At 69.4% G+C, this 26688-nt stretch carries 22 protein-coding genes; 6 read left to right on the plus strand and 16 right to left on the minus strand.

Annotation, left to right across the window (positions count from 1 at the left end; all coding sequences use genetic code 11):
- Positions 1-81 precede the first annotated feature (81 nt).
- Positions 82-3768 (minus strand): DUF3857 domain-containing protein, encoded by a 3687-nt coding sequence (locus F0U60_RS10895; RefSeq protein WP_395817636.1) that lies wholly within the window; start codon positions 3766-3768, stop codon positions 82-84.
- Between the two features lie 245 nt (positions 3769-4013).
- Between F0U60_RS10895 and F0U60_RS10900 the strand changes: the two genes are divergently transcribed.
- Positions 4014-4301, plus strand: a complete 288-nt coding sequence (locus tag F0U60_RS10900; protein WP_395817639.1) for a DUF2087 domain-containing protein — start codon at positions 4014-4016, stop codon at positions 4299-4301.
- Here the strand turns inward: F0U60_RS10900 and F0U60_RS10905 are convergent.
- On the minus strand, positions 4298-4996 hold the full coding sequence (locus F0U60_RS10905) for a phosphoribosyltransferase family protein (RefSeq protein ID WP_395817641.1): 699 nt from the start codon (positions 4994-4996) through the stop codon (positions 4298-4300). The genes F0U60_RS10900 and F0U60_RS10905 overlap by 4 nt on opposite strands.
- Before the next feature lie 119 nt (positions 4997-5115).
- On the opposite strand from F0U60_RS10905, the gene pfp reads away from it, so the two are divergent.
- Entirely contained in the window at positions 5116-6432 is a 1317-nt protein-coding gene (pfp, locus tag F0U60_RS10910) for a diphosphate--fructose-6-phosphate 1-phosphotransferase (RefSeq protein WP_395817644.1), read from the plus strand.
- Between the two features lie 206 nt (positions 6433-6638).
- On the opposite strand, the gene F0U60_RS10915 is transcribed toward pfp, so the two are convergent.
- From F0U60_RS10915 to F0U60_RS10935, 5 genes are all read right to left on the minus strand, one after another.
- Positions 6639-7577: a sensor histidine kinase gene (locus F0U60_RS10915; RefSeq protein WP_395817647.1), complete on the minus strand. Its 939-nt coding sequence runs from the start codon at positions 7575-7577 to the stop codon at positions 6639-6641.
- 191 nt (positions 7578-7768) lie between these two features.
- Positions 7769-8893, minus strand: a complete 1125-nt coding sequence (locus F0U60_RS10920; RefSeq protein WP_395817650.1) for an RNA ligase RtcB family protein — start codon at positions 8891-8893, stop codon at positions 7769-7771.
- A 51-nt stretch (positions 8894-8944) separates the two neighbouring features.
- Positions 8945-9409 carry a 23S rRNA (pseudouridine(1915)-N(3))-methyltransferase RlmH gene (locus tag F0U60_RS10925; RefSeq protein ID WP_395825176.1) on the minus strand — a complete coding sequence of 155 codons (465 nt, stop codon included), beginning with the start codon at positions 9407-9409 and terminating at the stop codon, positions 8945-8947.
- Positions 9406-9936, minus strand: a complete 531-nt coding sequence (gene rsfS, locus F0U60_RS10930; RefSeq protein WP_395817653.1) for a ribosome silencing factor — start codon at positions 9934-9936, stop codon at positions 9406-9408. The genes F0U60_RS10925 and rsfS overlap by 4 nt, the downstream gene beginning before the upstream one ends.
- A 19-nt stretch (positions 9937-9955) precedes the next feature.
- Positions 9956-11224, minus strand: coding sequence for a glutamate-5-semialdehyde dehydrogenase (locus F0U60_RS10935; protein ID WP_395817657.1), 1269 nt, complete (start codon positions 11222-11224; stop codon positions 9956-9958).
- On the opposite strand from F0U60_RS10935, the gene F0U60_RS10940 reads away from it, so the two are divergent.
- A complete protein-coding gene (locus F0U60_RS10940) occupies positions 11223-11561 on the plus strand; it encodes a tetratricopeptide repeat protein (RefSeq protein WP_203411455.1) in 339 nt (112 codons plus the stop codon). The two genes, F0U60_RS10935 and F0U60_RS10940, sit on opposite strands and share 2 nt — an antisense overlap.
- Positions 11562-11567: 6 nt before the next feature.
- On the opposite strand, the gene F0U60_RS10945 is transcribed toward F0U60_RS10940, so the two are convergent.
- A complete protein-coding gene (locus tag F0U60_RS10945) occupies positions 11568-12626 on the minus strand; it encodes a hypothetical protein (RefSeq protein ID WP_395825179.1) in 1059 nt (352 codons plus the stop codon).
- A gap of 97 nt (positions 12627-12723) precedes the next feature.
- Here F0U60_RS10945 and F0U60_RS10950 point away from each other — a divergent pair, with 97 nt between their 5' ends.
- Positions 12724-13260, plus strand: a complete 537-nt coding sequence (locus tag F0U60_RS10950) for a hypothetical protein (protein ID WP_395817660.1) — start codon at positions 12724-12726, stop codon at positions 13258-13260.
- A gap of 3 nt (positions 13261-13263) precedes the next feature.
- Here the strand turns inward: F0U60_RS10950 and F0U60_RS10955 are convergent, their stop codons facing one another.
- From F0U60_RS10955 to F0U60_RS10970, 4 genes are all read right to left on the minus strand, one after another.
- Positions 13264-14349, minus strand: a complete 1086-nt coding sequence (locus F0U60_RS10955) for a TetR family transcriptional regulator (RefSeq protein ID WP_395817663.1) — start codon at positions 14347-14349, stop codon at positions 13264-13266.
- A 280-nt stretch (positions 14350-14629) separates the two neighbouring features.
- Positions 14630-15970: a hypothetical protein gene (locus F0U60_RS10960; RefSeq protein WP_395817665.1), complete on the minus strand. Its 1341-nt coding sequence runs from the start codon at positions 15968-15970 to the stop codon at positions 14630-14632.
- Entirely contained in the window at positions 15967-16584 is a 618-nt protein-coding gene (locus F0U60_RS10965) for a hypothetical protein (RefSeq protein WP_395817668.1), read from the minus strand. Before F0U60_RS10965 ends, F0U60_RS10960 begins: the two co-directional genes overlap by 4 nt.
- A gap of 40 nt (positions 16585-16624) precedes the next feature.
- A complete protein-coding gene (locus tag F0U60_RS10970) occupies positions 16625-18034 on the minus strand; it encodes a sigma-54-dependent transcriptional regulator (RefSeq protein WP_395817671.1) in 1410 nt (469 codons plus the stop codon).
- A gap of 35 nt (positions 18035-18069) precedes the next feature.
- Between F0U60_RS10970 and F0U60_RS10975 the strand changes: the two genes are divergently transcribed.
- Positions 18070-18639, plus strand: a complete 570-nt coding sequence (locus tag F0U60_RS10975; RefSeq protein ID WP_395817673.1) for an NUDIX hydrolase — start codon at positions 18070-18072, stop codon at positions 18637-18639.
- A 115-nt stretch (positions 18640-18754) separates the two neighbouring features.
- Positions 18755-19741, plus strand: coding sequence for an aldo/keto reductase (locus F0U60_RS10980; protein WP_395817676.1), 987 nt, complete (start codon positions 18755-18757; stop codon positions 19739-19741).
- 8 nt (positions 19742-19749) lie between these two features.
- On the opposite strand, the gene F0U60_RS10985 is transcribed toward F0U60_RS10980, so the two are convergent.
- From F0U60_RS10985 to F0U60_RS11000, 4 genes are all read right to left on the minus strand, one after another.
- The gene (locus F0U60_RS10985; protein ID WP_395817679.1) at positions 19750-22170 is read right to left on the minus strand and encodes a PAS domain-containing protein; all 2421 of its coding nucleotides are present in this window, start codon (positions 22168-22170) and stop codon (positions 19750-19752) included.
- A 14-nt stretch (positions 22171-22184) separates the two neighbouring features.
- A complete protein-coding gene (locus tag F0U60_RS10990; protein ID WP_395825182.1) occupies positions 22185-22589 on the minus strand; it encodes a response regulator in 405 nt (134 codons plus the stop codon).
- Positions 22590-22603: 14 nt separating this feature from the next.
- The gene (locus F0U60_RS10995) at positions 22604-24730 is read right to left on the minus strand and encodes a PAS domain-containing protein (RefSeq protein WP_395817682.1); all 2127 of its coding nucleotides are present in this window, start codon (positions 24728-24730) and stop codon (positions 22604-22606) included.
- A gap of 207 nt (positions 24731-24937) precedes the next feature.
- Entirely contained in the window at positions 24938-26410 is a 1473-nt protein-coding gene (locus tag F0U60_RS11000; protein WP_395817685.1) for an ATP-binding protein, read from the minus strand.
- Positions 26411-26688: the final 278 nt, after the last annotated feature.

Consider the following 26688-nt stretch of genomic DNA (forward strand, 5'->3'; position numbering starts at 1 on the left):
GGCCTTCAGGGACAGGCCCTGAAGTTCCTAACGAGGAATAATCCGTGAATTCCAGGGAAAGGGTCAAAGCCCCCCCCTGGTTCAGCGCCCCGCGGTGGGCGTAGCGGGCCCGCGCAGGGTGACCTTGCGCGAGAAGCCCTGGTCCACCCGGCCGAGGAAGGCCCGGAAGGCGGCGTAGTCGTCCGCCTTGACCCGGGCGGCGGTCATGGCCACCTCGCCGTCGCAGATGAGCTGGTTGCCCTCCTGACGGTAGGAGAGGCGCACCCGGCCGAAGGGCGTCTCCTCCTGGTGGTTGGGCGGGAGCTCGGCCACGCTGTAGCCCTGGGGCAGGGTGTAGCGGAAGGTGAAGCTGTTGACCCAGGGGCTGTTCATCACCAGGTCAAAGCGGCGCTCGGCGAGCGAAGCGTAGGACTGGGTGTAGGCGCGGCCGGTGCCGAAGGGGAGGAAGCGCAGCAGGCCGGGGGTGGCCTCGGCGAAGCGGGGAATCGCCATGCGGAAGTCCACCTGCACGTCGTCGTCCAGGCGGGTGGTGTCGTTGAGCTTCACGTCGTGCACGGTGAGGCCGGGGAAGCTCTGGGCCCAGGAGCGCTCGAAGGTGGACTTACGCGAGGCCACGGCGCGGTAGGCGCGGCGGTACTCGGGGGCCATCTGCCCGCCCACGGTGGAGGCGCCCGTCACCTCGGCGGAGCCGTCCGGCCGTAGCGTCATGCTCATGGAGAGGCGGGAGGCGTTGTCCTCGGGGCGGGCCTCGGGCGTGGTGAGGAAGGAGGCCTTGCCGCCCGGCTCCACCACCAGCACGTTGGCCACGCGGTCCGCGCTGGGGAGCTCGCGTGCGCCGTGGAACTCGGCGGTGCCGTCCAGGTACAGGTCGAACTGGGGCACGTAGACGATGGCGTGGTTGAAGGCCGCCAGGCTCGCCGGCTCCTCGCCAATGGAGCCCAGGTCGCGCATGCGCAGCAGCACCAGGCGGCTGTCCACGCCCGCCACCTTCAGCATGGAGTGGATGAGGCTCGCCTTGTCCTTGCAGTCGCCGAAGCGGCGCGACAGCACCCGGTCCACCCGGTAGGGCTTGAAGCCGTGGATGCCGAACTCGAGCGCCACGTAGCGCGTGTTCGTCACCACGAAGTTGTAGATGGCGCGCACCACCGCCTGCTGATCCTTGCGGTCCACACCCTTCAGGACGGTGTCCACGGTGCGGCGCAGCTCGTCATTGGGGGTGAGCTGGTCGCGGACGAGGCCCCACCAGTAGCGGCCCACCTCGTCCCAGGTGCGGTAGGTGGAGACGTGGAGGTTGGCGGCGACCTCGGCCCAGCCGGGCATGCCGGGCTCGGGTACCACCTTGGCCACGTGCTTCGCGCCCCAGCTGTGGAGGACGCGCTCGCCCTCCACGTCCTTGCGGGCATACGTCACCCCGGGCAGCTTCTTCTCGTTCCAGTAGAGGGGCCGCTCCTTGGGCATGTCCACGAGGTATTGGTAGCGCACCTTGGGGTAGACGCCCTGCACGCTCTCCACGTCGCCCCAGTAGTCGGACAGCAGGTTCTCCTGGGCGGTGTCGTCCAGGCGGTACTGCAGCTCCAGCACGTCCCCAGGGGCGAGCCCGGGGAAGGAGAGCACCTTGGCGCGGGCGTCGTAGTACATGCCCGTCCAGGGCTCGTTGATGTTGCGGTCGCTCTCGCCGTAGCTGTCCACCACGGAGCCATCCTCCTTGGTGATGCGGGCGCGCAGGATGCGCACCTCCTGGCGGTCCGGCGAGTAGGTGATGGGGAAGGAGCGGAAGGCCTCCACGCCGCGGGCGTTGAGCACCTTCACGGCGAACTGGTGCAGCCGGCCGGACAGGCCGCTCTTCTGCACGCGCACGTAGGAGGTGTCCACGAGGTACACGGCGTCCTCGGTGGTGTAGCCGTCGGCCTCCTTCACCAGGCCCTTGATGTCCGTGAGGTACTCCGTGCCCGCGCTGGCGGACTCGCCCTTGAGGGTGCGCACGGCCTCCTTGAGGGCGGGGTTCTGCGGGCGCAGCGCCAGCGAGCGCTCGAAGGCGGCGAGGGCCTCCTCGCGGCGGCCGGAGGACAGCAGCGCGCGGCCCTCGCGCTCGTACACCTCGGGCTCATCCGGGGAGAGGGCGCGGGCCTCGGCGAAGAGGGTGGTGGCCGCGTCGAGCTGGCCATTGGCGGCGCGCAGCTCCGCGAGCTTGAGGCGGGTGGCGTTGTCGGAGGGGTCCAGGACGAGCAGCTGCGCGTACTCGCGCGCGGCGGCCTCCACCTGGCCCATGTCCGCCAGCAGCGTGGCCAGCAGGGAGCGGCTGGCGCGGTCGTCATAACGCAGCGCCAGGGCCACGCGCAGCCGGGCCACGGCGTCCTGGGGGCGATCCAGGACTCGGGCGGAGTGGGCGGCGGCACGCACCACGCGGGGGATGCGCGGCAGCCGCTGGAGCGCCTCTTCCACCATCATGTGCGCGCGGGCGGACTCGCCGAGCGCCTCGTGGGCCCGGGCGAGCGTGAGACGGGCGGCGGCCGAGTCCGGGGTCAGCTCCACCATGGGCTTGAGCAGCTCGATGGCGCGCTCGGGGTGGCCGCGCCCCAGCTCGTGCTCGGAGAGCGCCACGCGGGCCTGGAGGGAGGTGGGGTCCGCGCGGACGGCGGCCTCGAGGAAGGCGCGGCGCAGGTTGAGGTCGTCGCGGTGGGCGTCGGCGGCGAGCAACTGCAGCCGCACGTCCTGGGGCGCGGCGCGGGCGGCGCGGTCGGCCTCCACGGTGGCGGTGTGCTCGCGCTCGTCGAAGGCGCGGAAGAAGTCGAGCACGGTGGCGTACTCACCGCGCAGCTGCGCGTCCGCGGGCGCCCGGGCCACCGCGTCCTTCATGGCGGAGGTGACGGTGGGCAGCACCTGGGGGGCGGCGGACGGGCCCTTGGTGAGGGCGGGGACAGCGGTGGGCAGGGTGACGCGCAGGCGGGCGGGGGGATCTCGCCGCAGGTAGAAGCCGAGCGGGCCCGACTCCTGGCACACCTTGAGGAGGACGCGGTTGAGGCCCTTGCGCAGCCGCACGGAGACGCGCGACTGGTCCGGCCGGGGCACGTTGTAGTTGTCGCTGGTGGCGACCTTCTCCCCGTTCACCCACAGACGGAAGGCGCCAGAGGTACCCACGCCGAGCGCCACGCGCGTCTCGGCCGGGGCCTCCAGCCAGGTGAGGGCATAGGCCACGGCCTCGCGGTTGGGACGCACGGCGGTACCCAGATCGACGTAGCCCTCCGTGGGGCCTACGGCGAGCCGGCGCCAGGACACCTCGCGGCCCTTGGCGCCCGGGTAGGTGGCGGACAGGTTCAGCGTGGCCGCCTCGGGGCCGAAGTCCTTGTCGCACCCGGACTTGCCCTCGTTGTCGAAGCTGCCGACGACGTAGTAGTCGCCGATGAAGCCCAGGGCGTCCTGCAGCTCGCCGGCGCGCTGCATCCGGCCTCGGGAGCGCTCCAGGTCCATCAGCAGGAAGTGCGCGGTGGCGCGGGCGCCGGAGTCGCTGGTGCGCCGGGAGATGACCTCGCCATAGGTCTTCACCAGGGGGGTGAGGTCCTCGAGATCATTGGCGAGGGCGTGTAGCCGGAGGAGCTGCGCCGTGCCGCGCGGGGTCGGGGCGAGCTTCAGGGCTTCCTCGGCCTGCTCCCGGGCGATGGTGGCGCTGGTCTCGGAGGCGGCCCGGGTGAGCAGTGGGCAGGCGAACGCGAGCAGGGCGACGAGCCAGGTGGTGCGCGACAGCGCGGCGAGCCGTGGGGTACGGGACATCCGTGTTCCTCGTCCGTCGGAGAAGGGGGGCCGGGGGTGAGTGCCGGCGCCGGTGAACAGCCGAGCTTCGGAGAGCCTTCCCCTGCATGCGCCGTCATGGGCGGACAAGCAACTGAAATGTCGGAGGCAGGACGAGGGAGGTACCCCACCGGCGAGCAGGCGACGGAAGAAGGGGAATCCACGGGAAGGGGGGCGCACATCCAGGCAGGCGGGCTCGGGCCAGGCATAGGATGCGAGCATCCGCCATGAACCCACTGACGCTCCCAGTCTCCGAGAAGCTCGCCCGCTACCTGGATGCCGAGGGACGGCTGAAGGGCTGGCCCTCCAGGCGTACGGCTCAACTCGAGGCCCTGCGTTACCTGACGTCCCGCCTTCCGGACGGTACGGAGTGGAGCGAGCGGGAGCTCAATGAGCTGCTGAAGGCCCTGCACACCTTCGGTGACTGGGCCCTCCTGCGCCGCGACCTCTACGACGCACGCTTGATCGATCGCTCGCCGGATGGCCGACGGTACTGGAAGGTCCTCCCCGCCTAGGTGAGGGAGAAGGCGCGGGCGAGGGTGAGGATCTCGACGCGGGTGGCGCCGGCCTCACGGAGTGCGATGGCGGCGGCACGGACGGTGGCGCCGGTGGTGAGCACGTCGTCCACGAGCAGGATGTCCTGGCCGGCCACGGACGGGGAGGCGGTGAAGGCACCAGCCACGTTGTGGGCGCGCTCGGCTTCGGAGAGTCCCACCTGTCGGCGGGTCTCACGGGCTCGGGAGAGGAGACCCACGGGGGCCTCGCGGCCAGTGGCCTGGGCCAGTCCGCCCGCCAGGAGCTGGGCCTGGTCATACTTACGCTCGCGAAAGCGCCTGTTGTGGAGGGGGAGCGCGACGAGCAGGCCGGGTGCCTGGGCGAGGAACTGCCTGCATTCGGAGGCGAGGAGCTCCGCGAGGGTGGGGGCGAGCTCCGGGTGGTCCTCGTACTTGAAGCGGTGGATGGCGCGAGCAACGGGGCCCTCGTGCGCGAAGGGGGCCCAGGCTCGCGAGAAGGGCGGGGGCGAGGTGCGGCAGCGCGGACAGGTGTCTCCGGGGAAGGAGCCGGGCTCGGCGCAGGTGCGGCAGCGCGAGGTCGGGAGCCGCTCCACGGCGAGATCACAGGTCTCGCAGAAGGGTGCGCGCACGGGCATCACCTTCGCACAGGCGATACACGCGGGCGGGTAAAGCAGCTCAAGCAACTCCTGGAGCACGGTTGGTTCCCCCCTCGGATGAATGGTGGTGGCGACGATGACGCAGGAGGCTAGATTCTGGAGAGACCAGAGTGCACGCCGCCTGCCAAGCGCAGGTCACTTCACCATTGGATGGACACATGAAGAAGCTCGCCATCGTCGTCGCCGGGGGTCCGGCCCCTGGCATCAACAGCGTGATTGGAGCGGCCACCATCCGGGCCCGGCTCTCGGGAGTGGAGGTCATCGGCATCCAGGACGGGTTCAAGTGGCTCGCCGAGGGGGACAGCTCCCATGTCGTTCCCTTGACGATCGAGGACACCAGCCGCATCCACTTCCGCGGCGGCTCGTACATCGGTATCTCCCGCGCCAACCCCACCCGTTCTCCCGAGCACCTCCAGCGCACGCTCGATGGGCTGGATCGGCTCGGCGTGGGCATGCTCATCACCGTTGGGGGTGATGGCACCGCCACCCTGGCGCAGATCATCTCGGAGAAGACCCGGGGGAAGATCCGCGTGGTCCACGTCCCCAAGACGATCGACAACGACATTGATCTGCCCGATGACACGAGCACCTTCGGTTTCCAGACCGCGCGCCATGTCGGCGTGGAGATCGTGAAGAACCTCATGGTTGACGCGAAGACCACCTCGCGCTGGTACTTCGTCATCGCCCAGGGACGGAAGGCAGGGCACCTCGCCCTGTCGATCGGCAAGGCGGTGGGGGCGACCGTCACCCTCATCCCCGAGGAGTTCCGCGGGAAGCGGATTCCGTTCTCCACCGCCGTGGACATCCTGGCCGGCTCGGTCATCAAGCGGTTGTCCTACGGCCGCCCGGATGGCATCGCCCTCATCGCCGAGGGCCTCGCCGACTGCATCGACCCCGAGGACCTGGCTCGGCACACGGAGCTGCCGCGAGACCACATGGGCAACATCCACGTGGCGGAGATCAACCTGGGCGAAATCCTCGAGAAGGGCGTGAAGGAGCGGCTCGCGGCCCTGGGTATCAAGGCCACGCTCATTCCCAAGTACATCGGCTACGAGGTGCGCTGCGCCGACCCCATCCCCTTCGACATGGAGTACACGCGCGACCTCGGCCACTGCGCGGCCCGCTACATCATCGAGGGGGGCACCGAGGCGGTGGTCTCCATGGTGAATGGGCGGTTCCACCCCATCACCTTCCAGGAGATGAAGGATCCGGCGACGGGGCGGCCCCGGGTGCGGATGGTGGACATCGACTCGGACCGCTACAAGATTGCCCGGAGCTTCATGCTCCGGCTCAAGCGGCAGGACTTCGACAAGCCGGAGGAACTGGCCCGGTTCGCGGCGGTTGCGCATCTCACGCCGGAGACCTTCCGCAACCAGTTCTTCCACCTGGTGAAGGACGAGCCGCGGATCGCCGCCGATGTGGGGCTCGGGACCGTCGTCAACCCGGGAGAGCCCACGGGTGGTCCGGCGCGCTAATCCCTTCAGGGAAGTGACTGAAGGGGATTGATACTCCCTCTCCCCCTGGGAGAGGGTCGGGGTGAGGGTAACCAAGTCCGTTCTTCAACCCGTGGCCCACAGAGTGGACAGGGGGGTTCAACCCGGGTTCACCCGATACCCTCACCCCCCGCCCTCTCCCAGAGGGAGAGGGAGCATGCGCAACCCGCTCACTCGTCGGGCGGATGTCAGGCCGCGCGCGAGGGCTCTGCTCGTGCGCGTGGCTCGTCAGCCTCGTACACGGGCAGGTGCACGCGGAAGGTGGAGCCCCGGCCCTGCTCACTCTCTACGGAGAGCTCCCCACCCAGCGCGGTGACGATGCCGTGGCACACCGACAGCCCCAGCCCCGTGCCCACGCCCACGGGCTTGGTGGTGAAGAAGGGGTTGAAGATGCGGTCCAGGTGCTCGGGCGGGATGCCGCATCCCGTGTCACTCACCTCCACGACAACACGGTGGGCGTCGCACATTCGGACGGAGAGGCGGATCTCATTCTGCTCCGCTCGTCCCGGTGAGATGGCGTGGGCCGCGTTGATGAGGAGGTTGAGGAACACCTGGCACAGACGGGCTGTGTGTCCGTTCACCGGCGCCACGGCGTCCAGCGTCTCCACCAGCCGGGCTCGGTCGCGCAGCTCATGCGCCGCGACCTTCACCGCGCCGCGGAGGGTGGCCACGATGTCCACCGGGCCTCGCTCCATGTCGTTGGGGTGGGAGAGCACCTTGAGGTCGCGCACGATGAGCCGGACGCGCTCGGCCCCGTCGCGCGCATCGGCGAGCGCCTCGAGCAACTCCTGGTGCTCCTCGGGCGTGGAGGTTCCCGCCGTGCGGACCAGCTGCTGCTGCACGTAGTCGAGGTTGCCGATGATGAACGCGAGCGGGTTGTTGATCTCATGGCCCAGGCCCGCTGCGAGCTGGCCGATGGTCGCCAGCCGGTCGGCGAAGAGGAGCTGCGCCTGAGTGGCCTGGAGCTGCCGCAAGCTCTCGGTGAGCCGGGCGTTGGTCTGCTCCAGCTCGAGCGTGCGCTGCCGCACGGTCTCTTCCAGCAGGGCGTTGTAGCGGCGCATCTCCCGCTCGGAGCTCTCATTGCCGTCGATGACCGTGAACGACCTTCTCTCAACTTGCGCGTTCATCCCGCTGACCTCGCGTACGGGACGGCCCCGTGGCTGCCTTCATGCCGTCCCACGGGCAGCACTGCGATGAGCGTGCCAGCGCGTTTGCCTCGGGCCTGGTGGGACTCCAGGTGCGCCGGGTGTGGCGTTCCGCCCCAGGTACGGTCAGCAGGGGTGCGGCATTCTGGGCGGGTGCGGCAATACGCCCCACCTCACTCGCGTCGGCTTCGCGTCTTGTAGGTGAGCACGGGGGCGAGGGTCGCCACCACCCGGACGAGCCCGGCCTCCACGAGATCTCCCACCACGCGGTCGATGGCCTTGTACGCGGGAGGTGCCTCCTCGAAGAGCAGGTCGCGGTCCTCGCAGATGACGTGACTCTTGAAGGAGGTGCGGGTGAGGGCGTCGGGGGTGAAGCGCTCGCGCATCCGCTCGCGGGCACTGGAGCGCGTCCACTTGCGGCCGGCCCCGTGTGCCAGGCTGTGGGCGTGGCCTGTGCCATCGCCCACCGGCAGCACCAGGTAGCTCAGCGCGCCACGGCTGCCGGGAATCACCACCGGCCCTTGGTCCGACGGCGCCGCGCCCTTGCGGTGCAGCCAGCACGTGTGGCCCTCGTACTCCTTCGGGGTGACGCTGTTGTGGCAGACATCGAGCACCCGTCGTCCCCCCGCCGCGATGCCCTGCATCATCCGTCCGGCGATGGTGGCGCGATTGGCTCGCGCCCAGGCCACGGCATGGTCATGTCGCTCCAGGTAGCGCCGCGCCTCGTCCGAGTCCTCCGCGAGCCCTCCGGTGCCGTGCCGGTCCACGTGTGCTCGCAGGATGGCCTCGCCCAGCCCTCGTGAGCCGGAGTGGACAAGCAGCAGGAGGCGATCCGTTTCCAGCCCCAGCGCGGTGAAGGTCTGGGCGTCGTGCACCGCGTCCACCCGTTGCACCTCGGCGAAGTGGTTGCCGCCGCCGACCGTGCCGAGCGCTGCCTCGAAGCCGCAGGGCTTCACGCCCATGTCGGCGAGCACCGCGTCCGTGTTGCCCTCCCACGGTCCATCCAGGTCCAACTTCGTCGCCCAGCGCTCCGGCTTTGCCTTGCGCGCGGGCAGATCCAGCTCCCACAACCCCATCCCACAGCCGATGTCGTTGCCCACCAGGAAGGGATAGAAGATGCCCTCCGAGGCGAACGCGGCGCCCACCGGTGCTCCCTTGCCTGGGTGCAGGTCGGGTAGGCCCACTGCGGAGCGCATGCCGGGAAGTCGTGAGGCGGCCTCGAGCTGGCGGATGGCTTCTCCCTCTACCCACGACTGGGGCGAGGCGATGACACGGACGTGGGGAGTGGGCGAGTTCATGTCCCCTCCGACGCGCGTCGCTTCCGCCGCCTGACGGAGCCGCCCGGCCGTCTACTTGTGGTACGGCTCGCCCTTGAGGAGGGTGAAGGCGCGGTAGAGCTGCTCCACCAGCACCACCCGCGCCAGCCGGTGCGGCAGCGTCATCTTCGACAGCGAGAGGACCAGGTCCGCGGACTGCCTCACCCGCTCGTCCAGTCCCTCGTCACCGCCGATGATGAGCAGCAGGTCCTTCGCGCCGTCCCGAGCCCGGCCCACGTAGCGACTGAACTCCACGGAGTCCAGCAGCTTGCCTCGCTCGTCGAGCGCCACCAGCAAGTCTTGTGGCTTGCGGCGCGCGAGGATGGCCTCGGCCTCGGCGCTCTTGGCGTCCCCGGCCTTGCCCTTCTTCCCACCCGCCTCGGGCAACTCAATCAGCTCGAAGCGGGTGTAGTGGGCCAGGCGCGAGGCGTACTCCTGGACCGCGGGCTCGTAGAGGCCCGAGCGGTCCTTGCCAATGGAGAGGAGCCGGACCTTCAGGCCACCTTCTCCCGCGCCGCGTCCGCCCAGAGGCCCTCGAGGTCATAGTGGGCGCGCGCCTCGGTGTGGAAGAGGTGCGCCACCACCTCGCCGAAGTCCAGCAGCACCCACTGGCCCGTCTCCATGCCCTCGTGGCCGATGGGACGCAGGTCCTCCGTCTGCTTGAGGTTCGTCAGGACGTGCTCCGCCATGGCGGACACCTGCCGGTCGCTCTCTCCCGAGGCCACCACGAAGTAGTCCGCGTAGGACGTCATCCCGCGCACATCGAGGATGACGATGTCCAACGCCTTCTTGTCCGACAGCAGGTTGCCAATCTTGCGCGCCAGCGCATGCGCCCGTGGGTTCTCCGCGCGGGGGGCCGGGGCCGCCGCGGGGGTGAGCGCCTTCTTCTTCGCGGCCGACTTCTTGCGCGCGGGCAGCTTCCGGACCGCGCCCTTCTTCGCCGCCGTCTTCTTGCGCGCGGTCGGCGTCTTCGCCGCGCTCTTCTTCGCCGCTGTCTTCTTCGTCGTGGTCTTCTTCGTCGCCATATGTGTCCTGGGGCGCACCCTAGCGCACCTGACCCTGCCCGTGGATGACGTACTTCTGACTCGTCAGTTCTCGCAACCCCATGGGACCAAAAGCGTGCAATCGACTGGTGGAAATCCCAATCTCCGCGCCCAGGCCCAGCTCGCCCCCGTCATTGAAGCGGGTGGAGGCGTTCCACACCACCGCGCTCGCCTGGGCCTCCCGAGTGAAGCGCCCCGCCACCGCCGCGTCCGCCGTGACGATGGCCTCCGTGTGTTCGCTTCCGTACCGCGCGATGTGTCCCAGCGCCGCATCCAGCCCGTCCACCACGCGCACCGCCAGGATGAGGTCCAGGAACTCCCGCCCCCAGTCCTCCTCGGTCGCCGGTGTCACCGCCACTCCGGCGCGTGACAGCACCTCCACCGTGGCCGGGTCCCCGCGCAGCTCCACCCCCTTGGCCACCAGCTCCCGGGCCACTCGGGGCAGGAACGCTTCCGCCACCGCGCGGTCCACCAGCAGGCACTCGGCGGCATTGCATACCCCCGGGCGGCTCGTCTTGGCGTTCAAGGTGATGCGCGTCGCCATGTCCAGGTCCGCCGCCGCGTGCACGTACACGTGGCAGACGCCCTTGTAGTGCTTCACCACCGGAATCCGCGCGTTCTCCGCCACGAAGCGGATGAGGCCCTCTCCGCCCCGGGGGATGCACAAATCAATCAGCCCCTCCAGCTTCAGCAGCTCGAGCAGCGTCTCGCGCTCGCCCGGGGGCACTGGCTGGATGCACGCCGCGGGCAGCCCCGCCTCGGTGACGCCCGCCGCCAGCGCCGCCGCGATGGCCGCGTTGGAGCGCGCCGCCTCGCTCCCGCCCCGGAGCAGCGCCGCGTTGCCGCTCTTGAGGCACAGCGCCGCCGCGTCGCTCGTCACGTTGGGGCGGGCTTCGTAGATCATCAGCACCACCCCCAGCGGCAGCCGCACCTTGCTCACGTGCAGGCCATTGGGCCGATCCCACCCTTCCGTGACCTCACCCACTGGATCCTTCAGGCCGGCCACCTCCTCCACCGCCCGGGCCATGGCCTCCACCCGCGAGGCGTTCAGCAGCAGTCGGTCCAGGAAGGCCCCGCCCTTGCCCGAGGCCCGCGCGGCGGCCATGTCCGCCTCATTGGCGGCGACGATGGCGGGAATGGCCTCGCGCAGGTGGCGGGCCATGAGTCGGAGGGCCTCATCCTTCTGCCCGGTGGGCGCGGTGGCGAGCACACGGGAGGCCGCTCGGGCGGCTTCGGCGAGGGAGCGCACGTCTTGCTTGGCAACGGACATGTCTCTCCTCTATCACCGCCTCATGAGCGACGCCCGGTTGGAACAGTTCAAACAGATGGCCGCCGAGTTCCCCGATGCGCCCATGGCGCACTTTTCCCTGGGAAAGGCCTACCTGGAGCGTCGGCAGTACGCCGAGGCGGCCCAGGCCCTGGAGACGGCGGTGCGGTTGGATCCCCAGTACGCCGCGGCCCTGGTGTCCCTGGGGGATGCCTATGCCGGGGCAGGGCAGACGCAGAAGGCCCGCGAGGTGCTTACCCGCGCCCGCGACACGGCGCTCGCCCAGAGCCACGCCAGCCTCGCCGAGGAGATTGACGAGCGGCTGTCCGGGCTGGACTGAGGCCCGCTACGGCCGCCAAGTGAGGCCCAGCCCTGCCACCTGGCGGAAGTAGAACAAATCGTTGCGAGGCAGTCGGGTACCGTACATCGCGTACGAGAACTCCAGGTCCATTTGGCTGCTCAGCGGCCGGACCAGCTTCAGCGAGAGCGTGTTCTGCGCCTCGTCATCCTCGAGCAGGATGATCTCCGGCGAGAGGTAGACGCCGTCCGGGTAGCGGTTGATGCCCAGCGCGCCTTGGGCCAACAACGTCAGCTTCCAGGGCAGGCGCACCCCCGCGGTGCCGCTGAGCCGGTGGCGCTGCACCGACTCGCCGAAGCTGTTGGAGCTGGTCTCCTGGTACGAGTACGACAGCCCCAAGGCCAGCGGGCCCTTGTAGGAGTAGCCCATGCTCGCCATCAGGGCCCCGTCCTCGCGCCGTCCGGTCCACTCCGGCGTGGTTCCTGGCGGGTACCTCACGGACGTGTGGTAGCGGCGCGAGCCGTACTCGCCGGAGACGGTGAGGGCATGTCGGCGCGAGAGGCGATAGCGCGCGAGGAAGCCCACCTCGGGGCTGCCGAAGTTCGCGGAGGTGTCCCGGTGGTAGAGGAAGCGGTGCGCGCCCGCGCGCAGGCGCAGGGAGAGCTGGGTGTCGGGGGCGTACTCAACGAAGGCGGACGCCGCCAGGTCCGTGTACGCGCGGGAGCCGCCCCGCCGGTCCTTGGCGCGTCCCTCCAGGCCCACTCCCAGTGACGTGCCCAGGGCGAGTGAGCCCTCCAGCGAGGCGGCCTGCACCAGCGCATCCTCGGTGGGGTAGCTCAGGTACTTCCGGCCGCCTCCGTCATAGCGGCCCACCACCTGCCAGCGGTCCGCGGTGTAGCGGCCCTCGCCCACGGCGAGCAGGCTGAGCACCAGGTCCGAGGTGTTCGTGCTCGTGAGGCCCTTGGTGAAGTCGCGCGGCGCGTTCCCGTCCAGCATCAGCCTGCCCGTCACGCGCAGCTGTCCCTCCACGTCGGCAGCATGTGCGCCGCCGGCGAGCGCCAAGAGGACGACCACGAGCGCGGAGAAGAGCCGTTTCAACGGGCGCACCATACCCCGGGCCCTGTCCGCATGCCCTGTCCACGAGAGGGCGTCCGGCTCGGCGGGTCGGTGACGGCGCGCCCGGACGGCCGGTAGAATGCGTGTTATGCGACTCGCTTCCCTGCTTTCCGTGTATGCCTTGTCCTCTCTGCTGGCCTGCGCGCCCCCCGGCTTCGTCGCGGAGGTGAAGGGCGAGACCACGGTGCAGGGGGATCCGACGGGTATCTCCACCCTCCTCGATGCCTTTCCGGCCATCGGGAGCTTCACCAACCTGGACTTCAACCAGAACCAGGACTTCCAGAACCAGGGCGTCACCAAGGACCATGTGTCCTCCGCCAGGCTGCGGTCTCTCCAGCTCCAGGTGATCGCTCCGGCGGACCAGGACTTCTCCTTCCTCGACACGCTGGAGTTCTACGCGAAGACAGGGGACCGGGAGGTGCTGGTGGCGCAGAAGAAGAACATCGCCTCGTTGGGCCTCAAGGCGCCCAACCCGGTGCTGACCATGGACCTGGAGGACGTGGAGCTCCAGCCGTTCATCACGGCTCCCTCCATGAGCATCAGCGTGCGCGGGAGGGGTCGCAAGCCCTCGAAGGACGTGCGCCTCCGGGCCGATGTGCAGCTGGACGTGGAGGTGCGGCTGTAACGACTAGCGCAGCTCTCGGGCCCGGCGCTCCAGCGAGTCCGCGCGGGAGTCCAGCTCGCGAGCGAGCGACTCGAGCTGCTTCGCCTCCTGCTCCAGGCTGCGCAGATCGTCCAGGTTGCCGCTGGCGAGCGCCTGGGCGCGCACCGTGCCCACCTGCGGCCGGTTGTCCGTGGCGCGGCGGCTGTAGGGCTGGTAGTCGCCCGGGGATGGGGAGGGGGTCGGGGAGGGCATGGACGGCTCCGGGCTGTCGGTTCCCGGCGTCGGGGACTCCGTCGTCGGAGGAGGAGTCCCCTGTGGGTCAGCCCCGAGGCTACCCCCCGGAGCGGAGAAGAAGCTCCCCGTGCGCGCGGAGCGCTCCACCGAGATGGACCGGGTGGAGGAGTCGAAGCGCAGGCGCATGTGTCGATCCTGCTCGTCGAACATGGACTCCTCCCCGAGGAAGTCGTTCATGCGCCGGTCCAGCTCGCGCTCCTCGCGCACCTCCGTGATGCGAGAGCGGAGGGCCTGCAGGCGCTGGCGCACTTTGTCCTCGGAGTCGCGCAGCGCATCCGCCTGCTCCAGCAAGTCCTCGGGGTCATCGCTCGCCCCCGCCGGGTTCAACGCTGGCATTCGCGAGGGAGGCAGCGCGGAGCGCACCGCGTCGCGCTCGGCGCGCAGGTTCCGCATCCGGGCAACCAGCCGGGAGCGGGCCTCGCGGTCGCTCGTGGCATCCCAGGCCGCTCGAACCCGGGCCAGCTCGTCGGAGAGGGCTGTGTGCAACGCGAGGTTGCGCCGCTCCGCCTCGGACTCGGCCCCGGCGAGCGATTGGGCCAGACCGGTGAGCTGGCCGGAGAGCTCCTGCGAGCGCTGCAGCGCCGCCTCCAGCTCCGGGCCCGCCACCAGCCGGCCTCGCTGCTCGGCCTTGAGCTGCTCGATGCGCCCGGCCAGGGTGTTCAGCTCCGCACGCAGCGACTGCTGACGCTCGCGCAACTCGCGCACCTGGGCCCGGCCCAGCTGCGCCTCGCTCCGCAGCGCGTCCAGTCCCGAGGCAGCCCACACGGGCATACCCAGGGAGAAGCTCAGCAAGAGGGCGAGCAGGACGCGCTTCATCAAGCCCCACCTAACAGCAAGCAGGATGCCAGGGCTACTGGGTGATGGAGCGCTCCGTTGCCCACGAAACCCAAGCGGTTCCGGGGAGTTCGGGCAGGGGGGCGCCAGGAGAGGGGGCGTGGGCAATGACGGAAAACCACGAGGGGGGGCGGGGGGACGGTAGATTTTCGAGGGCTGCTGCTTCTTTTTTACAGCCAGAGGGGATGTTCCGCCACTGGCTGCATCCCGGCACGGCGCGTTCCCAGGTTCTGCCTCGGGCCACCACGAGGGAGGTCGCGTTTCAGGAGCGGTGGCGCTCGGCCTCGCGGTAGAGCCGCGTGAGGGAGTAGTCGAGCAAGGACTGGCGCGAGCGCATGTATCTGCGGGCACGGACCATGGGCAGCCAGACGCGCTGGCCGACGAGGACCTGGGCTTCCCCAAGTTTCTTGCGCGGTATCCACTGCCCTCCCAGGTTGCGTACCAGCACCTGTCCCAGGTACGCGCCCACGGCGGGGACCGCGTGTTCGTCGATGTTCTTCCGCTCGAAGACCTCCGGGAAGTTCTCCAACCAGAAGTGGGCGTCGACCTCGGTGAGGGACTCAGGCGTCTCCTTGAAGACGGAGGGCACCTTGGAGTGCAGGAGCGCCACGAGGTGCTCGGAGAGTGTCGCGTAGTACCTGCGAACGAGGTCCTGGTCGTTCACGTCCGGGAGCAGGGCGGATTCGGCGGGGAGCCACTCGTCCGGCTCGGGGGGTTGCCAGTCGTTGAGCTCGGCGATCTTTCGCTGGCGCTTGCTGATGGCGAAGTCGTCCACGACGCGTGAGAGGAGCGGAGCCACGTCCGGGTGGAAGTGGGGCTCCACGGGAGCGAGCGTGGCGCTGCGCTCGCGCAGGGTGCGCAGCACGGTGGTGAAGTCGAGGTCCGGCCGGAGATGCACGAGCGCCCGGGCCTGGGCCTGGCGCGCGTCCTCGGTGGCGAAGTCCGCGGCGGTGGGCCAGGTCACCAGGAGGACGGAGCCGTTGGGGAGCTCCTCCACCCGGTGGGCTGGTGTGGACAGCATGCGCTCGCGGCCGACGGTTTCCACCAGCTTCGGGCCGAAGACGTTGAGCCAGCACACCTCGTAGACCTTGTCGAATCCGTCTCGCCGCGTGGTTTCGTCGTCGCGGCCGAAGTAGGGGGCGCCAGACAACTGGTCATCCGCCATGCTGTGGGCTGCGGCGTAGGGGACCGGATAACGTGAGGCCCAGACTCGGACCATTTCCACGAACTTTCGGCAGCGTTCTGCCTCCGCAAAGAAGGAGAGTGGCTGTACCTCGAGGCTGGTACCCAGTTCGGGTCGGCGGTGCGTGAGCCCGAGATTGAGTGTCAACGCCACGGCAGGCGATGTCGTGCGGTAGATACCGATGATCGAGCTGTATTCGTCGCGCGTCTCCTCCAGAGCCTTCCAAACGGCGGTGCGGGAGTATTTGCGTCGTCGCTTGCCCTCGACGAGGTTCGGCATCCACTCGACCGCATACTTCTCGAGTGCCTGAAGAAATGGCTCCAACTCGCGCTCGAGTTCAGCGTGAGGGTTGAAAGCTCCGTCAAAGAAGAGCCTCAGGCTGTCCTCCACATTCAAATCCTGAAGCGTCAGCAATTTCATTGGAACAGCACCTCCGCTCCCTCGACATCCGCTTTGACCCTGTTGATGGCTGTCTCCTGCACCCTGGGGTCCTTGGGCTGGAGTTTGCCGCCCTCGTAGAGGTTCAGGCCTCGCTGCCGCAGTGCTTCGCGGGCGGCGCCCATTCGCCCCAGCGTCTCCTCGAGGTGCTTGTCTCGCGCCAGCAGCACTTCGTGCAGGTCGTTGGTGAAGGCCGAGTGGACGAGGAAAAGAGCGAACAGCTCGGCGCGTGCGGCGCCATATTCCCGGGTGGCGGTGACGAGGAATGCAGCGCGCTTGCGGTTGAGGACGTGGGCGCCTGCGCGCAGAGGTCCCAGGGCGCCAAGTCGGACGGCGGACCAGTCATCCAACGCCTCCAGCAGACGGGGCATGTCCACTCGGTGCTGGAGCTCGATGAATTCCGCGGGGGAGGTGCACGCCAGGAATGGGGCGAGCGCCTCCTGACTGGAAGACAGTCCGGGGAAGCCTCCCGCGCTTCCCCGGTGGATGCCAAAGCCGCTCAGCGAGCTCCCACGCGGATATCCCGTGGCGCATCCACCCAGCAGCACCCAGGCCACCAGGGCCAAGAGGGCCGTGCCAACACGATGGGTCGACAAACCGCCCCTCTCTGCGAGAGCCATCCGGCGCGTGCCCTGCTCAGGACTCCTCGGGGCGCTCTCCCTTGGAGATGAAGCCGTACTTCTCCAGCTTGTAGTACAGCGCGGACGTCTTGATGCCGAGCAGCCGCGCTGTCTCCGTCTTCACCCCGCCGGCCTTCTCGTAGGCGCGGGCGATGAGCTGACGCTCGAGGTCCTCGAGGATGTCCGGCAGGGGCCTGTCCCCCATGGGCACGGGCAGGCCGGAGTCGGTGCGGGGCGCCGTGCCGGTGAGGTGCGTGGGCAGGTCCGACTCCAGCAGCGTCTCGCCCTCGGCGAAGACGAGCGACTGCTCGATGACGTTCTCCAGCTCGCGCACGTTGCCCGGCCAGGCGTAGCGGGTGAGCGCGCGCAGGGAGCTGTCATCCAAGCCCTTCACACGCTTGTTCACCCGCTGCGAGTGTTTGGCCACGAAGTGTCGGGCGAGCGCGGTGATGTCCTCGGGGCGCTCACGCAGGGGAGGAATCAGCAGGGGAACAATGTGCAGCCGGTAGTAGAGGTCCTCGCGGAAGCGGCCGGCCTTCACCTCGGCCTGGAGGTCGCGGTGGGTAGCGCTCACCACGCGCACGTCCACCTTGAGCGTCTCCTCTCCGCCCACGCGCTGAATCTCCTTCTCCTGGAGGACGCGCAGGAGCTTCGTCTGGACGGAGTGGGGGATTTCGCCAATCTCGTCGAGGAAGAGGGTGCCGCCGTCGGCGAGCTCGAAGCGGCCGAGCTTGCGCTTCACAGCGCCGGTGAAGGCCCCGCGCTCGTGGCCGAACAGCTCGCTCTCCAGGAGCGTCTCGGCGAGCGCCGCGCAGTGGACGACGATGAAGGGTCCGTCCTTGCGAGGAGAGAGCTGGTGGAGCATGCGCGCCACGAGCTCCTTGCCGGTTCCGGACTCGCCGCGCACGAAGACGGTGGCGTCGGTGGCGGCGGCCTTGCGTACCAGGGTGACGAGTCGCTGCATGGGCTCGCTGTCGCCCACCAGCAGGTTGCCGTGGGCGAGGGCGGCGTCGGACTCGAGGGCCTCGGTGCGGGCGGACAGGCGCTCCACCTGGCGGCGGGTGGAGGACAGCTCCAGGCCCTTCTCCACCTTGGCGCGCAGCACGTCCGGGGTGAAGGGCTTGGTGATGAAGTCGTAGGCACCCTGCTGCATGGCCTGCACGGCCGTCTCGATGGTGCCGAAGGCCGTGACGACCATGACGACGGCGGCCGGGTCCAGGGACTTGAGCGCCTGGGTGACGGCGATACCGTCCATGCCATCCATCTTCAGGTCGGTGACGACGAGATCGAAGGGCGTCTTCTTGTAGGCGGCGACACCGTCGGTCCCAGAGCGGGCGGCGGTCACGGTGTGTCCCGAGCGCGTGAGGGTGACTGCCATGCCCTCACGGAGGGTGTCGTGGTCGTCGATGACAAGGATGCGGGCCATGGACGCGACCTTATATCAGTGCACAATGCGCGCCCATGATTGCCCCCCCGACTTCCCTGCATGAGCTGCTGGCCCACCACGTTCCCACCGACGACAAGGAGCGCGAAGACCTGGCGCGGATGCGGACGTTCGCCGACGAGCTGGAACAGCCCTTCTCCCGAAAGCAGGAGCGGGCGCACTTCACGGGTAGTGCGGTGGTGGTGGACCCGGCAGGAGAGCGGGTGGCGCTGGTGCACCACGGGAAGCTGAAGCGGTGGTTGCAGCCCGGTGGGCACGCGGAGGCGTTGGACGCGGGCAGCATGGAGGCCACGGCGCTGCGGGAGGCGCGGGAGGAGACGGGGTGCCAGGTGCGGCTGCACGCGCGCGCGCCGAGGCCGCTGGACATAGACGTCCACACGATTCCCGCGCGCAAGGACGAGCCGGAGCACCTGCACCTGGACGTGCGCTACCTGGTGGTGGCGGAGAACCCCGAGGCGCTGGCGCATGATCCGGGCGAGTCCTCCGGGGCACGGTGGCTGACGTGGGAGGAGGCGCTGGCCTGGGCGGACGAGGCGCCGCTGCGTCGGATGCTGGAGAAGGCCCGAGCGGTGGTGCGCGCGGGCTGAGTCGGAATGTGGACGACGGCCGTTCTTCCCCTGGTCCCGGCGGGCCCGGGTGGCTAACAAGGGGGCCCATACGGGCGTCCGGCCCACCGGCGTCCGTACCCACAGGAGGAACGTCATGGAGCAGAGGGCGCTCGGAAAGCAGGGGCTGAAGGTCTCCGCCCAGGGCCTGGGCTGCATGGGGATGAGCGAGTTCTACGGCTCGGGTGATGAGAAGGAGTCCATCTCCGTCATCCACCGGGCCCTGGAGCTGGGGGTGAACTTCCTCGACACGGCGGACATGTACGGGCCGTTCACCAACGAGAAGCTGGTGGGCAAGGCCATCGCCGACCGGAGGGACCAGGTCATCCTCGCCACCAAGTTCGGCAACGTGCGCGGCGAGGATGGCTCGTTCCTCGGCATCAGCGGCAAGCCTGACTATGTGCGCAAGGCATGCGACGCCTCGCTGAAGCGGTTGGGCGTCGACCACATCGATCTCTACTACCAGCACCGCGTGGACACCTCTGTCCCCATCGAGGACACCGTGGGCGCCATGGCCGAACTGGTGAAGCAGGGCAAGGTCCGCTACCTCGGCCTGTCCGAGGCCGCTCCCGACACCATCCGCCGCGCCCACAAGGTGCACCCCATCTCCGCGCTCCAGACCGAGTACTCGCTCTGGAGCCGTGAGCCGGAGGACGAGATCCTCCCCACTGTGCGTGAGCTGGGCATCGGCTTCGTCGCCTACAGCCCGCTGGGCCGCGGCTTCCTCACCGGCCGCTACCGCCGCCCCGAGGACTTCGCGCCCAACGACTACCGCCGCAACAGCCCGCGCTTCCAGGGCGACAACTTCACGAAGAACCTCCAGCTCGTGGAGAAGATCAACGAGCTGTCCGCGCGCAAGAAGGTGAAGGCCTCGCAGCTCGCCATCGCCTGGGTGATGGCACGGGGAGAGGACATCGTCCCCATCCCTGGCACCAAACAGGTGAAGTACCTCAAGGAGAACATCGCCGCGGCCAACATCCGGCTCTCTCCCGAGGAGCTGCGGGAGCTCGACGCCATCGCGCCCAAGGGAGTGGCGGCCGGCACCCGCTACCCCGAGGCGAGCATGAAGTCCGTCAACCGCTGAGGTGCCGCTCAGGCCTCCTGGAAGGGTGGGGGCGTCGGAGCCCGGCGCGGCAGCCGCACCGTGAAGCGTGTCCCATCTCCCGGGCGCGAGGTCACCGTGATGCCGCCGCCATGGGCCAGCACCAGCTGCCGGGTGATGTAGAGCCCCAGCCCCACGCTGCCCGCCCCGTTCCCCGCGTGCCGGCCTCTTCGGAAGGGCTCGAAGAGGTCGGGCAGCAGTGACGCCTCGATGGGCGAGCCCTGGTTGTGCACCTCGAGCAGCACCTGCCCGGACTCGCCCCGGCAGCTCACCCGCACCGGCGTCTCCGGCGGGCTGTGCTGGAGCGCGTTGCCCACGAGGTTACCGAGCACCTGCGCGAGCCGATCTCCATCCCACTCGCCCGCGCCCTCGCCCTCCTGCGCCATCTCCATCTGCCGCTCCGGGTGGCTGGCGGCCAGCTCCTCCACCACGCCGCGGGCCAGCTCGAAGAGGTCCATCCGCTTGCGCTCCACCGGAATGCCGCCGCCCAGCCGCGCCTGGCTGAAGTCCAACAGGTCGCGGATGAGGCGGGTGGCTCGGTCCGAGGCGGAGATGATGCGGGTGAGGTTCTTGCTGGCCCGCTCGTCCAGCCCCTCGCGCGCGAGCAGCATGGAGGCGGAGATGCGGATGACGCTCAGCGGGTTGCGCAGGTCGTGGCTGACGATGCCGAGGATCTGCCGCTCGAACTCGGCGAGCTGGCGCGCCTCGGCCTCCTGCCGCTTCTGGGCGGTGATGTCCACGCAGGCGCCCGTCATGTAGAGCGGGCGTCCGTTCGCGTCCACGAACGTCTTGCCCTTGCTGCTGAGCCAGTGCACGCGTCCATCCGGCCATACGACGCGGTAGTCCAACTCGAAGTCCGCGCCCTCTCGCGCGCACGCGCTGTTCCGGCGCTCCACCTCGGCCCGGTCCTCCGGGTGCACCAGGGGGTAGAAGTCCTCGATCGTCTGCACCGTCCGCCCCGGGGGCAGACCGTAGAGCTGGTCCAGGTTCTCGTCCCACTCCAGCGCGCCGGTGCGGATGTCCCAGCGGAAGGTGCCGGTGCCGCTCGCCCACAGGGCCGCGCGCAGCCGCTCGTCGCGCTCCTGTAGTGTGGCCTCCATCCGCTCGCGCTCCGCCAGCACACTGCGCAGCTGGGCCTCGCTCTCCTCCGCGGCGGTGCGCGCCTGCTGCGCGGCCTCGTAGAGGCGGGCGCGCTCCAGCGCTTGTGCTCCTTGACGTGCCAGGGAGAGACAGAACTCCTGCTCGTGGGGTGAGAGGGTGCGCGGCTGGAAGAAGTTCACCACCAGGGCGCCCATCACGCCCCGGCTGCCTCTCAGGGGCATCACCGCCGCGGCTTCGTAGGGCAGATCCAACCGCGCGACCGTGGGATAGCGGCGGTCCCGCTCCTCGCGGTTGGCGAAGAGGACGAGCCGGTCGGTGCGGACTGCCTCCGTCACCGCCAGGGGGGCATCGAGCGGGATGCGCTCCAGACCCCGCGTCATGGTCCGTACATTGTCGGTGGCGCTCGCGAGCTCGAGCGACTGGCCGTCCTCGGCCATCAGGCAGACGGCTCCCGACTGGGCGTCCAGCGCTGTCACTCCCTGGGTAATGATGACTTCGATGACCTGCCGGGGCGTGGGGGCCTCGGAGAGCGCGGCGGTGACGGCCTGCAGACGCGAGGCGCGCTCCTGGGCACGCCGCTGATCATCGATGTCCGCGTTGGTGCCGAACCAGCGGACGACACGGCCACGTGCATCCCTCGTAGGGAGGGCTCGGACGAGATGCCAGCGCCAGGTGCTATCGGACTTCCGCCAGATGCGGACGTCGACCTCATAGGGCTCTCCGGTGCGCAGGCTGTGATGCCAGCGCTCCATCAGCCGGGGCATGTCCTCCGGGTGGACGGCCTTGGGCCACTGCGAGGGATCCCCCGGGGCCATGCCGGAGTCCTCGAAGCCGCGGCGGCTGATGTAGTCCAGCTCCCCGTTTGGTCGGCTCGTCCAGATGGTGTGCGGCAGCACCTCGGCGAGCGTGCGGTACTGCTGCTCCGCCTCGTGCAGGCGCTGGGCCTGACGCAGCAGGTGGGTCAGCCGCTCCGGGGTGAGCGCCGACTTGCCGAGGTAATCGGTAGCGCCGGCCTTCATCAGCTCCACGGCGATGTGCTCGTCGCCCTGGCCGGTGAGCATGATGATGGGCGTCTCCACCAGCGCCGCGCGAGCCTGGCGCAGCACCGACAGTCCGTCCTCGCCTGGCATCTGGAAGTCGAGGAACGCGCAGTCGAAGGACTGCTCCATCAGGGCGGAGAGCGCGGACGCACCATCGCTGACCTCGACGAGCTGGGCGTTCAACCCCGCTTTGAGCAGGGCTCGCCGCACCGCGAGCCGGTCCACCTCGTCATCGTCCGCCACCAACAGGCGCAGCGGTTGCTCCTCCATTTGGTCCTCGGCCCTCAAGGCAGCTCCACCCGCATCCAGTATGCGTTGAGTGCGGCCATCAACTCCACGAAAGCCGGGGAGGTGACGGGTTTGACGAGGTATCCAGCCACATGGTGGGCATAACTCTGCACCCGGTCTCTATCATCGTTGGACGTGGTGAGCACCACCACGGGGGTGGTGCTCAGCTCCGGGTCGGAGCGCAGGGCTCGCAGGAACTCGATGCCATTCATCCTCGGCATGTTGAGGTCCAGCAGGACGAGTCGGTTGTTCATTGGCACCGTGCCATCGCGCAGCATCTCCAGTGCCTGGCGTCCGTCCCGCGCGACGTAGAGCGCGTTATGGGCGTTGTTCTTCTTGAAGGCACGTTGGACGTTCATCACGTCCACCGAGTCGTCATCCACCAGCAGGATGTTCAGCATCTTCACGGACACCCTCAGCGCCCCTCGTCCGGGATGTGCTTGGGCCAGGTAAAACGGAAGGTGGCGCCCTGGCCAGGCGCGGACTCCAACCAGGCGCGTCCCCCGCGCGCCTCCACGCTCTTCTTCACCACCGACAGGCCAATGCCGGTGCTCTCCAGCTCGTCGCGGGCTCGGAGCGTCTGGAAGATGCCCCAGATGCGCTCGTGGTACTCGGGGGCGATGCCCGGGCCGTTGTCGGCCACGGAGAACTCCCAGAATGCGTCCACCTGGCGCACGCCCACGTGCACTCGCATGTCGGAGCTCCGGGCGTGCTTGAAGGCATTGCCCAACAGGTTGAGGAACACCTGCTGCAGGGGCACCCGCTCGGTGCGCAGCGTGGGCATGCCGGGCTCCACCTGCACGACGGCCTCGGCCGGTGGGGCGAGCAGCTCCACGCACTCGCTCAACAGCCGGCCCACGTCCACCCGCTCCGGCCGGCTGCGCATCCGGCCCGCGCGGCTGTAGTCGAGGATGCCGTTGATGAGCGCCTCCATGCGCTGCACCCGTCCGCGCAGCAGCTTCATCTGCTCGCGCGTCTCGTCGGTCATCACGTCCTTCAGGTCCTCTTCAATCCACTGCGACAGGTTGGCGATGCCGCGCAGCGGGGCCTTCAGATCGTGGCTGGCCACGTAGGCGAATTGATCCAACTCCTGGTTGCTGCGCTCCAGCGCGGCGATGAGGCGCTCGCGCTCGGCCTCGGCGCGCTTACGCTCGGTGATGTCCAGCACCACCGTGGCCACACCCAGCGTGGTGCCCTCGGCGGAGCGCACGGGCGCATAGCGCGCCAGCCAGGCCCGCTCCTCCCCGTTGGGCATCCTGGTGGAGGACTCCACCGTCTGCGTCTCACCCGTCTCCAGCGCTCGCCGCAGGGACTTCACCACGATGTCCACGCCGGGCGTCTGCTGCGCGGCGAGCACCTCGGGCATGGTGTGGCCCAGGTGGTCCTCGGCGGGCCGCCGGTTGATGGCCTCCAGGGTGCGGTTGACGCGCACGAAGCACAGCGTTCGATCAAAGAGGGCGATGCCCGCGGGCGCGGCGTCCAGGAGCGTGTCCAGCATGGCGCGCGCCTGCTCGGCGAGGTACCGCTCGTGCTGGGCTCGGCGGACGGCCTCCTGGCTCTCCCGGTACAAGCGCGCGTTGTCCAGCGCGAGCGCGGCCCGGCGCGCGAGCTCCTCGGCCAGCGGCAGGTCCGCCGCGGAGAAGCTCCGGGCGCTCCCGGCCTGCGCCAGGGTGATGGCGCCGAGCGTGCGTCCGTGCACCACCATCGGCACGATGAGGGAGGAGCGCAGCCCCAGCTCTCTGAGTAGTCGCAGGCCCTCGGCGTCTCGTGGAATGCTGGCGAGCGTCGCGTCCGAGATGACCTCCAGCAGCTCTGACTCGCCGGTACGCATGACGTAGCCGGGCCCGTGCGCGGCGTTGTGGAGGTCCACGGGCTCGTGCTGCGCGAACTGCCAGGCGAACGTCTCCCGGTTGGCGTCGGTATGCGTCACGGAGACGCGCTCAACCGTCTCGTCTGGCCGGACCACATCCACTGCACACCAATCCGCCAACCGGGGCACGACCAGGCGGGTGAGGTTGCGGACGGTCTCCTCAGGGTCCAACGTGAGCGCGAGCAGAGAGCTGGCCTCGGCGAGGAAGCCGTGCACGTCCGAGGTGCGCTTCTGGTCATCAATGTCCGTGCAGGTGCCGAACCAGCGGACGATGCGGCCCTGGGCGTCGTGCACGGGGATGGCGCGGCCGAGGAACCAGCGCCACACGCCGTCGAGCCGGCGGCAGCGGTACTCCGCCTCATAGGGCTCACCGGTGGCCAGGCTGTGGCTCCAGCGCTTGTCCGCCTCGGGCCTGTCCTCGGGGTGGAAGGCCTGCTTCCAGCCCTCGCCCTTCGAGTCCTCGAAGGACATGCCGGTGTACTCGTACCAGCGCCGGTTCAGGTAGTCCTGGATGCCGTCCGTTCGCGCCGTCCAGACGATCTGCGGCAGGGCCTCGGCGAGCATGCGGAACTGTTCGCGCTCGGTATCGAGTCGCTGCTCCGAGCCCGTGCTTCCGAAGAGGGAGTGCAGGGGATCATACGCGTTGAGATCGCCGTCGGACTGGCGGGACACGTCGAGTGAGCCTCCATCGGCCAAGGAGGTGAAATCTGCCGGGCAGCTATCTTCCTTCCGCCTGTCTGGCACTCCCAATTCTCTTACTTCGTTCCGTGTCCTCTTGTTCGGCACGGCAGACGGGCTGTCGTCCGCGCAACAGGTCATTCCGGGGGGTGCATTTCCCAGGGTGGAGAACGTCAGGCAAGGGCCTGCTCGGCAGGTTGGTTAGCGGACGATCGCAGCCGTGTTCAGCGGGAGGGTGAGCTCGAAGATGGTGGCTCCCGGGGACGGGACAAGCCGCAGGTCTCCGCCGTGCGCCCGGGCGATTTTTCGCGACAGGGGCAACCCCAAGCCTGTGCCCTTTTCACGGGTGGTGAAGAAGGGCTCGAAGATGCGTTCTTGCTCAGCCTCTGGGATGCCAGGCCCGCTGTCCTGGACGCGGATGGCGTAGCCCTCGCGCTCGCCTCGGCCCGTCACCCGCACCCGGCCTCCCTGGGGCGAGGCCTGCACCGCGTTCTTCACCAGGTTCACCAGCGCCGCGGTCAGCAGGCTGCCATCCGCCTCCAGCACCGCTGGCTCGGCTTCCACCTCCACCGTCACCTCCCGAGCCGCTGCGTCCGCCGCGAGCAGGCCGCTGGCCTCGTGGAGGAGATCCGGTGCCGCCACGGGCTCGCGCGAGAGGGGTTGCTCGCGGGCAAAGGCCAAGAAGTCCTCGACGATGCGCTGGAGGTACTCCGCCTCGTGTTGGATGCGCGCCACGTGCCCGGCTGCCTCTGCGTGGGCGCCCGCCTTCAGGTCCTCCGCGAGAAGTCCCGAGAAGAGGGAGATGCCACCCAGGGGATTGCGCACCTCGTGGGCCACTCCCGCCAGCATCAGCTTGAGCTGCCGATCCCGGCTCTCGAGCGCCCCGCGCATGACTTCCAGCTCGCGTGCCAGCACGCCGATCTCGCGCGTGGGCTCCGGGGGGACGGGCGTCGTCAGGTCGCCCCGGCCGATGCGCAGCGCCGAGTCCATCAGCCGCCGCAGTGGGCGTGCGAGCCCTCGCGCCGTGAGGACGGCCACCAGCCCCAGCACGCCGAGCGCCATGGCGCTTGCCGCCGCGAGGCTCCGGGACAGCTGAGCGAGGGGACCGAAGAAGGCGGCGCTGCCCTCGACTGCCACCGCGCCCACGACGTCGGACTCGCGGCGCACCGGGGCGTAGCCCGTCTTGTAGAGGCGCCCATCCGTGCCCTGGAAGAGCACCTGGCTGGCCGCGCGCTGGCCGGAGAAGACGCGGGAGAGCTCCAGCCTGTCGCGCGCGAGCTCGGGTGCCTCTGTGCCCACCGGGAGGCCTCCGCCCACGTCCACGCGCACCCGACCCTGCGTGTCCACCACGAACACCCGTCGCACGCCGCTCGCGTCGCGCACCTCGGTGAGCAGGCGGACCAGGTTGCGCCACGTGCGCGTCTCCGAGATGTCGTCGCCCGGCTCAATGGTGAGCATCCGCTCGCCGTTGACCTGACTGGCCGTGGCCGCGGCGATGGCCGAGAGGCTGTTGCCCAGCTCGTCCTCCAGAATGGAGCGGGCGAGGGCGTAGACCGACGAGCCCGTGAGCGCGAGGAAGAGCAGGGTGGGCAGTAGGAAGGCCACGAGCAGACGCGCCGAGAGCGAGCCCAGCGCGTCCTTCAAGCGGGAGGTGAGGGGGAGCGGGGTGGGCATGCGGCGAACGTGACGGCAGCGGGAGGGAATCATCGCATGATCCGACTGAGGAGGGCCTGGGTTTCCAGGGGTGCTCGGCCTCTACTGCGTCCTGACTCCGCGCCTGAGTGGGTGAGCGGAGCGGGAGGTGCCCGTGCGTGCCGCCGTCGGCTGTCCCTTCATGTCCCAGGCCGTGCGGTGTGGGGCGGCCCTGTTGCTCGTGTCGGTGTTCGTTGGCTGCGCCACGGCTCCAGTCACGCGGGTTTCTTCAGTCAGGGGCCAGGCGGTGCCACGGTTCA

Source organism: Archangium minus (assembly GCF_044360475.1).
Taxonomy (GTDB): domain Bacteria; phylum Myxococcota; class Myxococcia; order Myxococcales; family Myxococcaceae; genus Archangium; species Archangium minus.

Excerpts from the sequence above, each read along its gene's own strand:
- F0U60_RS10895 (WP_395817636.1), bottom strand. The coding sequence starts at position 3,768 with ATGTCCCGTACCCCACGGCTCGCCGCGCTGTCGCGCACCACCTGGCTC.
- F0U60_RS10900 (WP_395817639.1), top strand. The coding sequence starts at position 4,014 with ATGAACCCACTGACGCTCCCAGTCTCCGAGAAGCTCGCCCGCTACCTG.
- pfp (WP_395817644.1), top strand. The coding sequence starts at position 5,116 with ATGAAGAAGCTCGCCATCGTCGTCGCCGGGGGTCCGGCCCCTGGCATC.
- F0U60_RS10915 (WP_395817647.1), bottom strand. The coding sequence starts at position 7,577 with ATGAACGCGCAAGTTGAGAGAAGGTCGTTCACGGTCATCGACGGCAAT.
- F0U60_RS10920 (WP_395817650.1), bottom strand. The coding sequence starts at position 8,893 with ATGAACTCGCCCACTCCCCACGTCCGTGTCATCGCCTCGCCCCAGTCG.
- rsfS (WP_395817653.1), bottom strand. The coding sequence starts at position 9,936 with ATGGCGACGAAGAAGACCACGACGAAGAAGACAGCGGCGAAGAAGAGC.
- F0U60_RS10940 (WP_203411455.1), top strand. The coding sequence starts at position 11,223 with ATGTCTCTCCTCTATCACCGCCTCATGAGCGACGCCCGGTTGGAACAG.
- F0U60_RS10935 (WP_395817657.1), bottom strand. The coding sequence starts at position 11,224 with ATGTCCGTTGCCAAGCAAGACGTGCGCTCCCTCGCCGAAGCCGCCCGA.
- F0U60_RS10950 (WP_395817660.1), top strand. The coding sequence starts at position 12,724 with ATGCGACTCGCTTCCCTGCTTTCCGTGTATGCCTTGTCCTCTCTGCTG.
- F0U60_RS10955 (WP_395817663.1), bottom strand. The coding sequence starts at position 14,349 with ATGAAGCGCGTCCTGCTCGCCCTCTTGCTGAGCTTCTCCCTGGGTATG.
- F0U60_RS10960 (WP_395817665.1), bottom strand. The coding sequence starts at position 15,970 with ATGAAATTGCTGACGCTTCAGGATTTGAATGTGGAGGACAGCCTGAGG.
- F0U60_RS10970 (WP_395817671.1), bottom strand. The coding sequence starts at position 18,034 with ATGGCCCGCATCCTTGTCATCGACGACCACGACACCCTCCGTGAGGGC.
- F0U60_RS10975 (WP_395817673.1), top strand. The coding sequence starts at position 18,070 with ATGATTGCCCCCCCGACTTCCCTGCATGAGCTGCTGGCCCACCACGTT.
- F0U60_RS10980 (WP_395817676.1), top strand. The coding sequence starts at position 18,755 with ATGGAGCAGAGGGCGCTCGGAAAGCAGGGGCTGAAGGTCTCCGCCCAG.
- F0U60_RS10985 (WP_395817679.1), bottom strand. The coding sequence starts at position 22,170 with ATGGAGGAGCAACCGCTGCGCCTGTTGGTGGCGGACGATGACGAGGTG.
- F0U60_RS10990 (WP_395825182.1), bottom strand. The coding sequence starts at position 22,589 with ATGCTGAACATCCTGCTGGTGGATGACGACTCGGTGGACGTGATGAAC.
- F0U60_RS11000 (WP_395817685.1), bottom strand. The coding sequence starts at position 26,410 with ATGCCCACCCCGCTCCCCCTCACCTCCCGCTTGAAGGACGCGCTGGGC.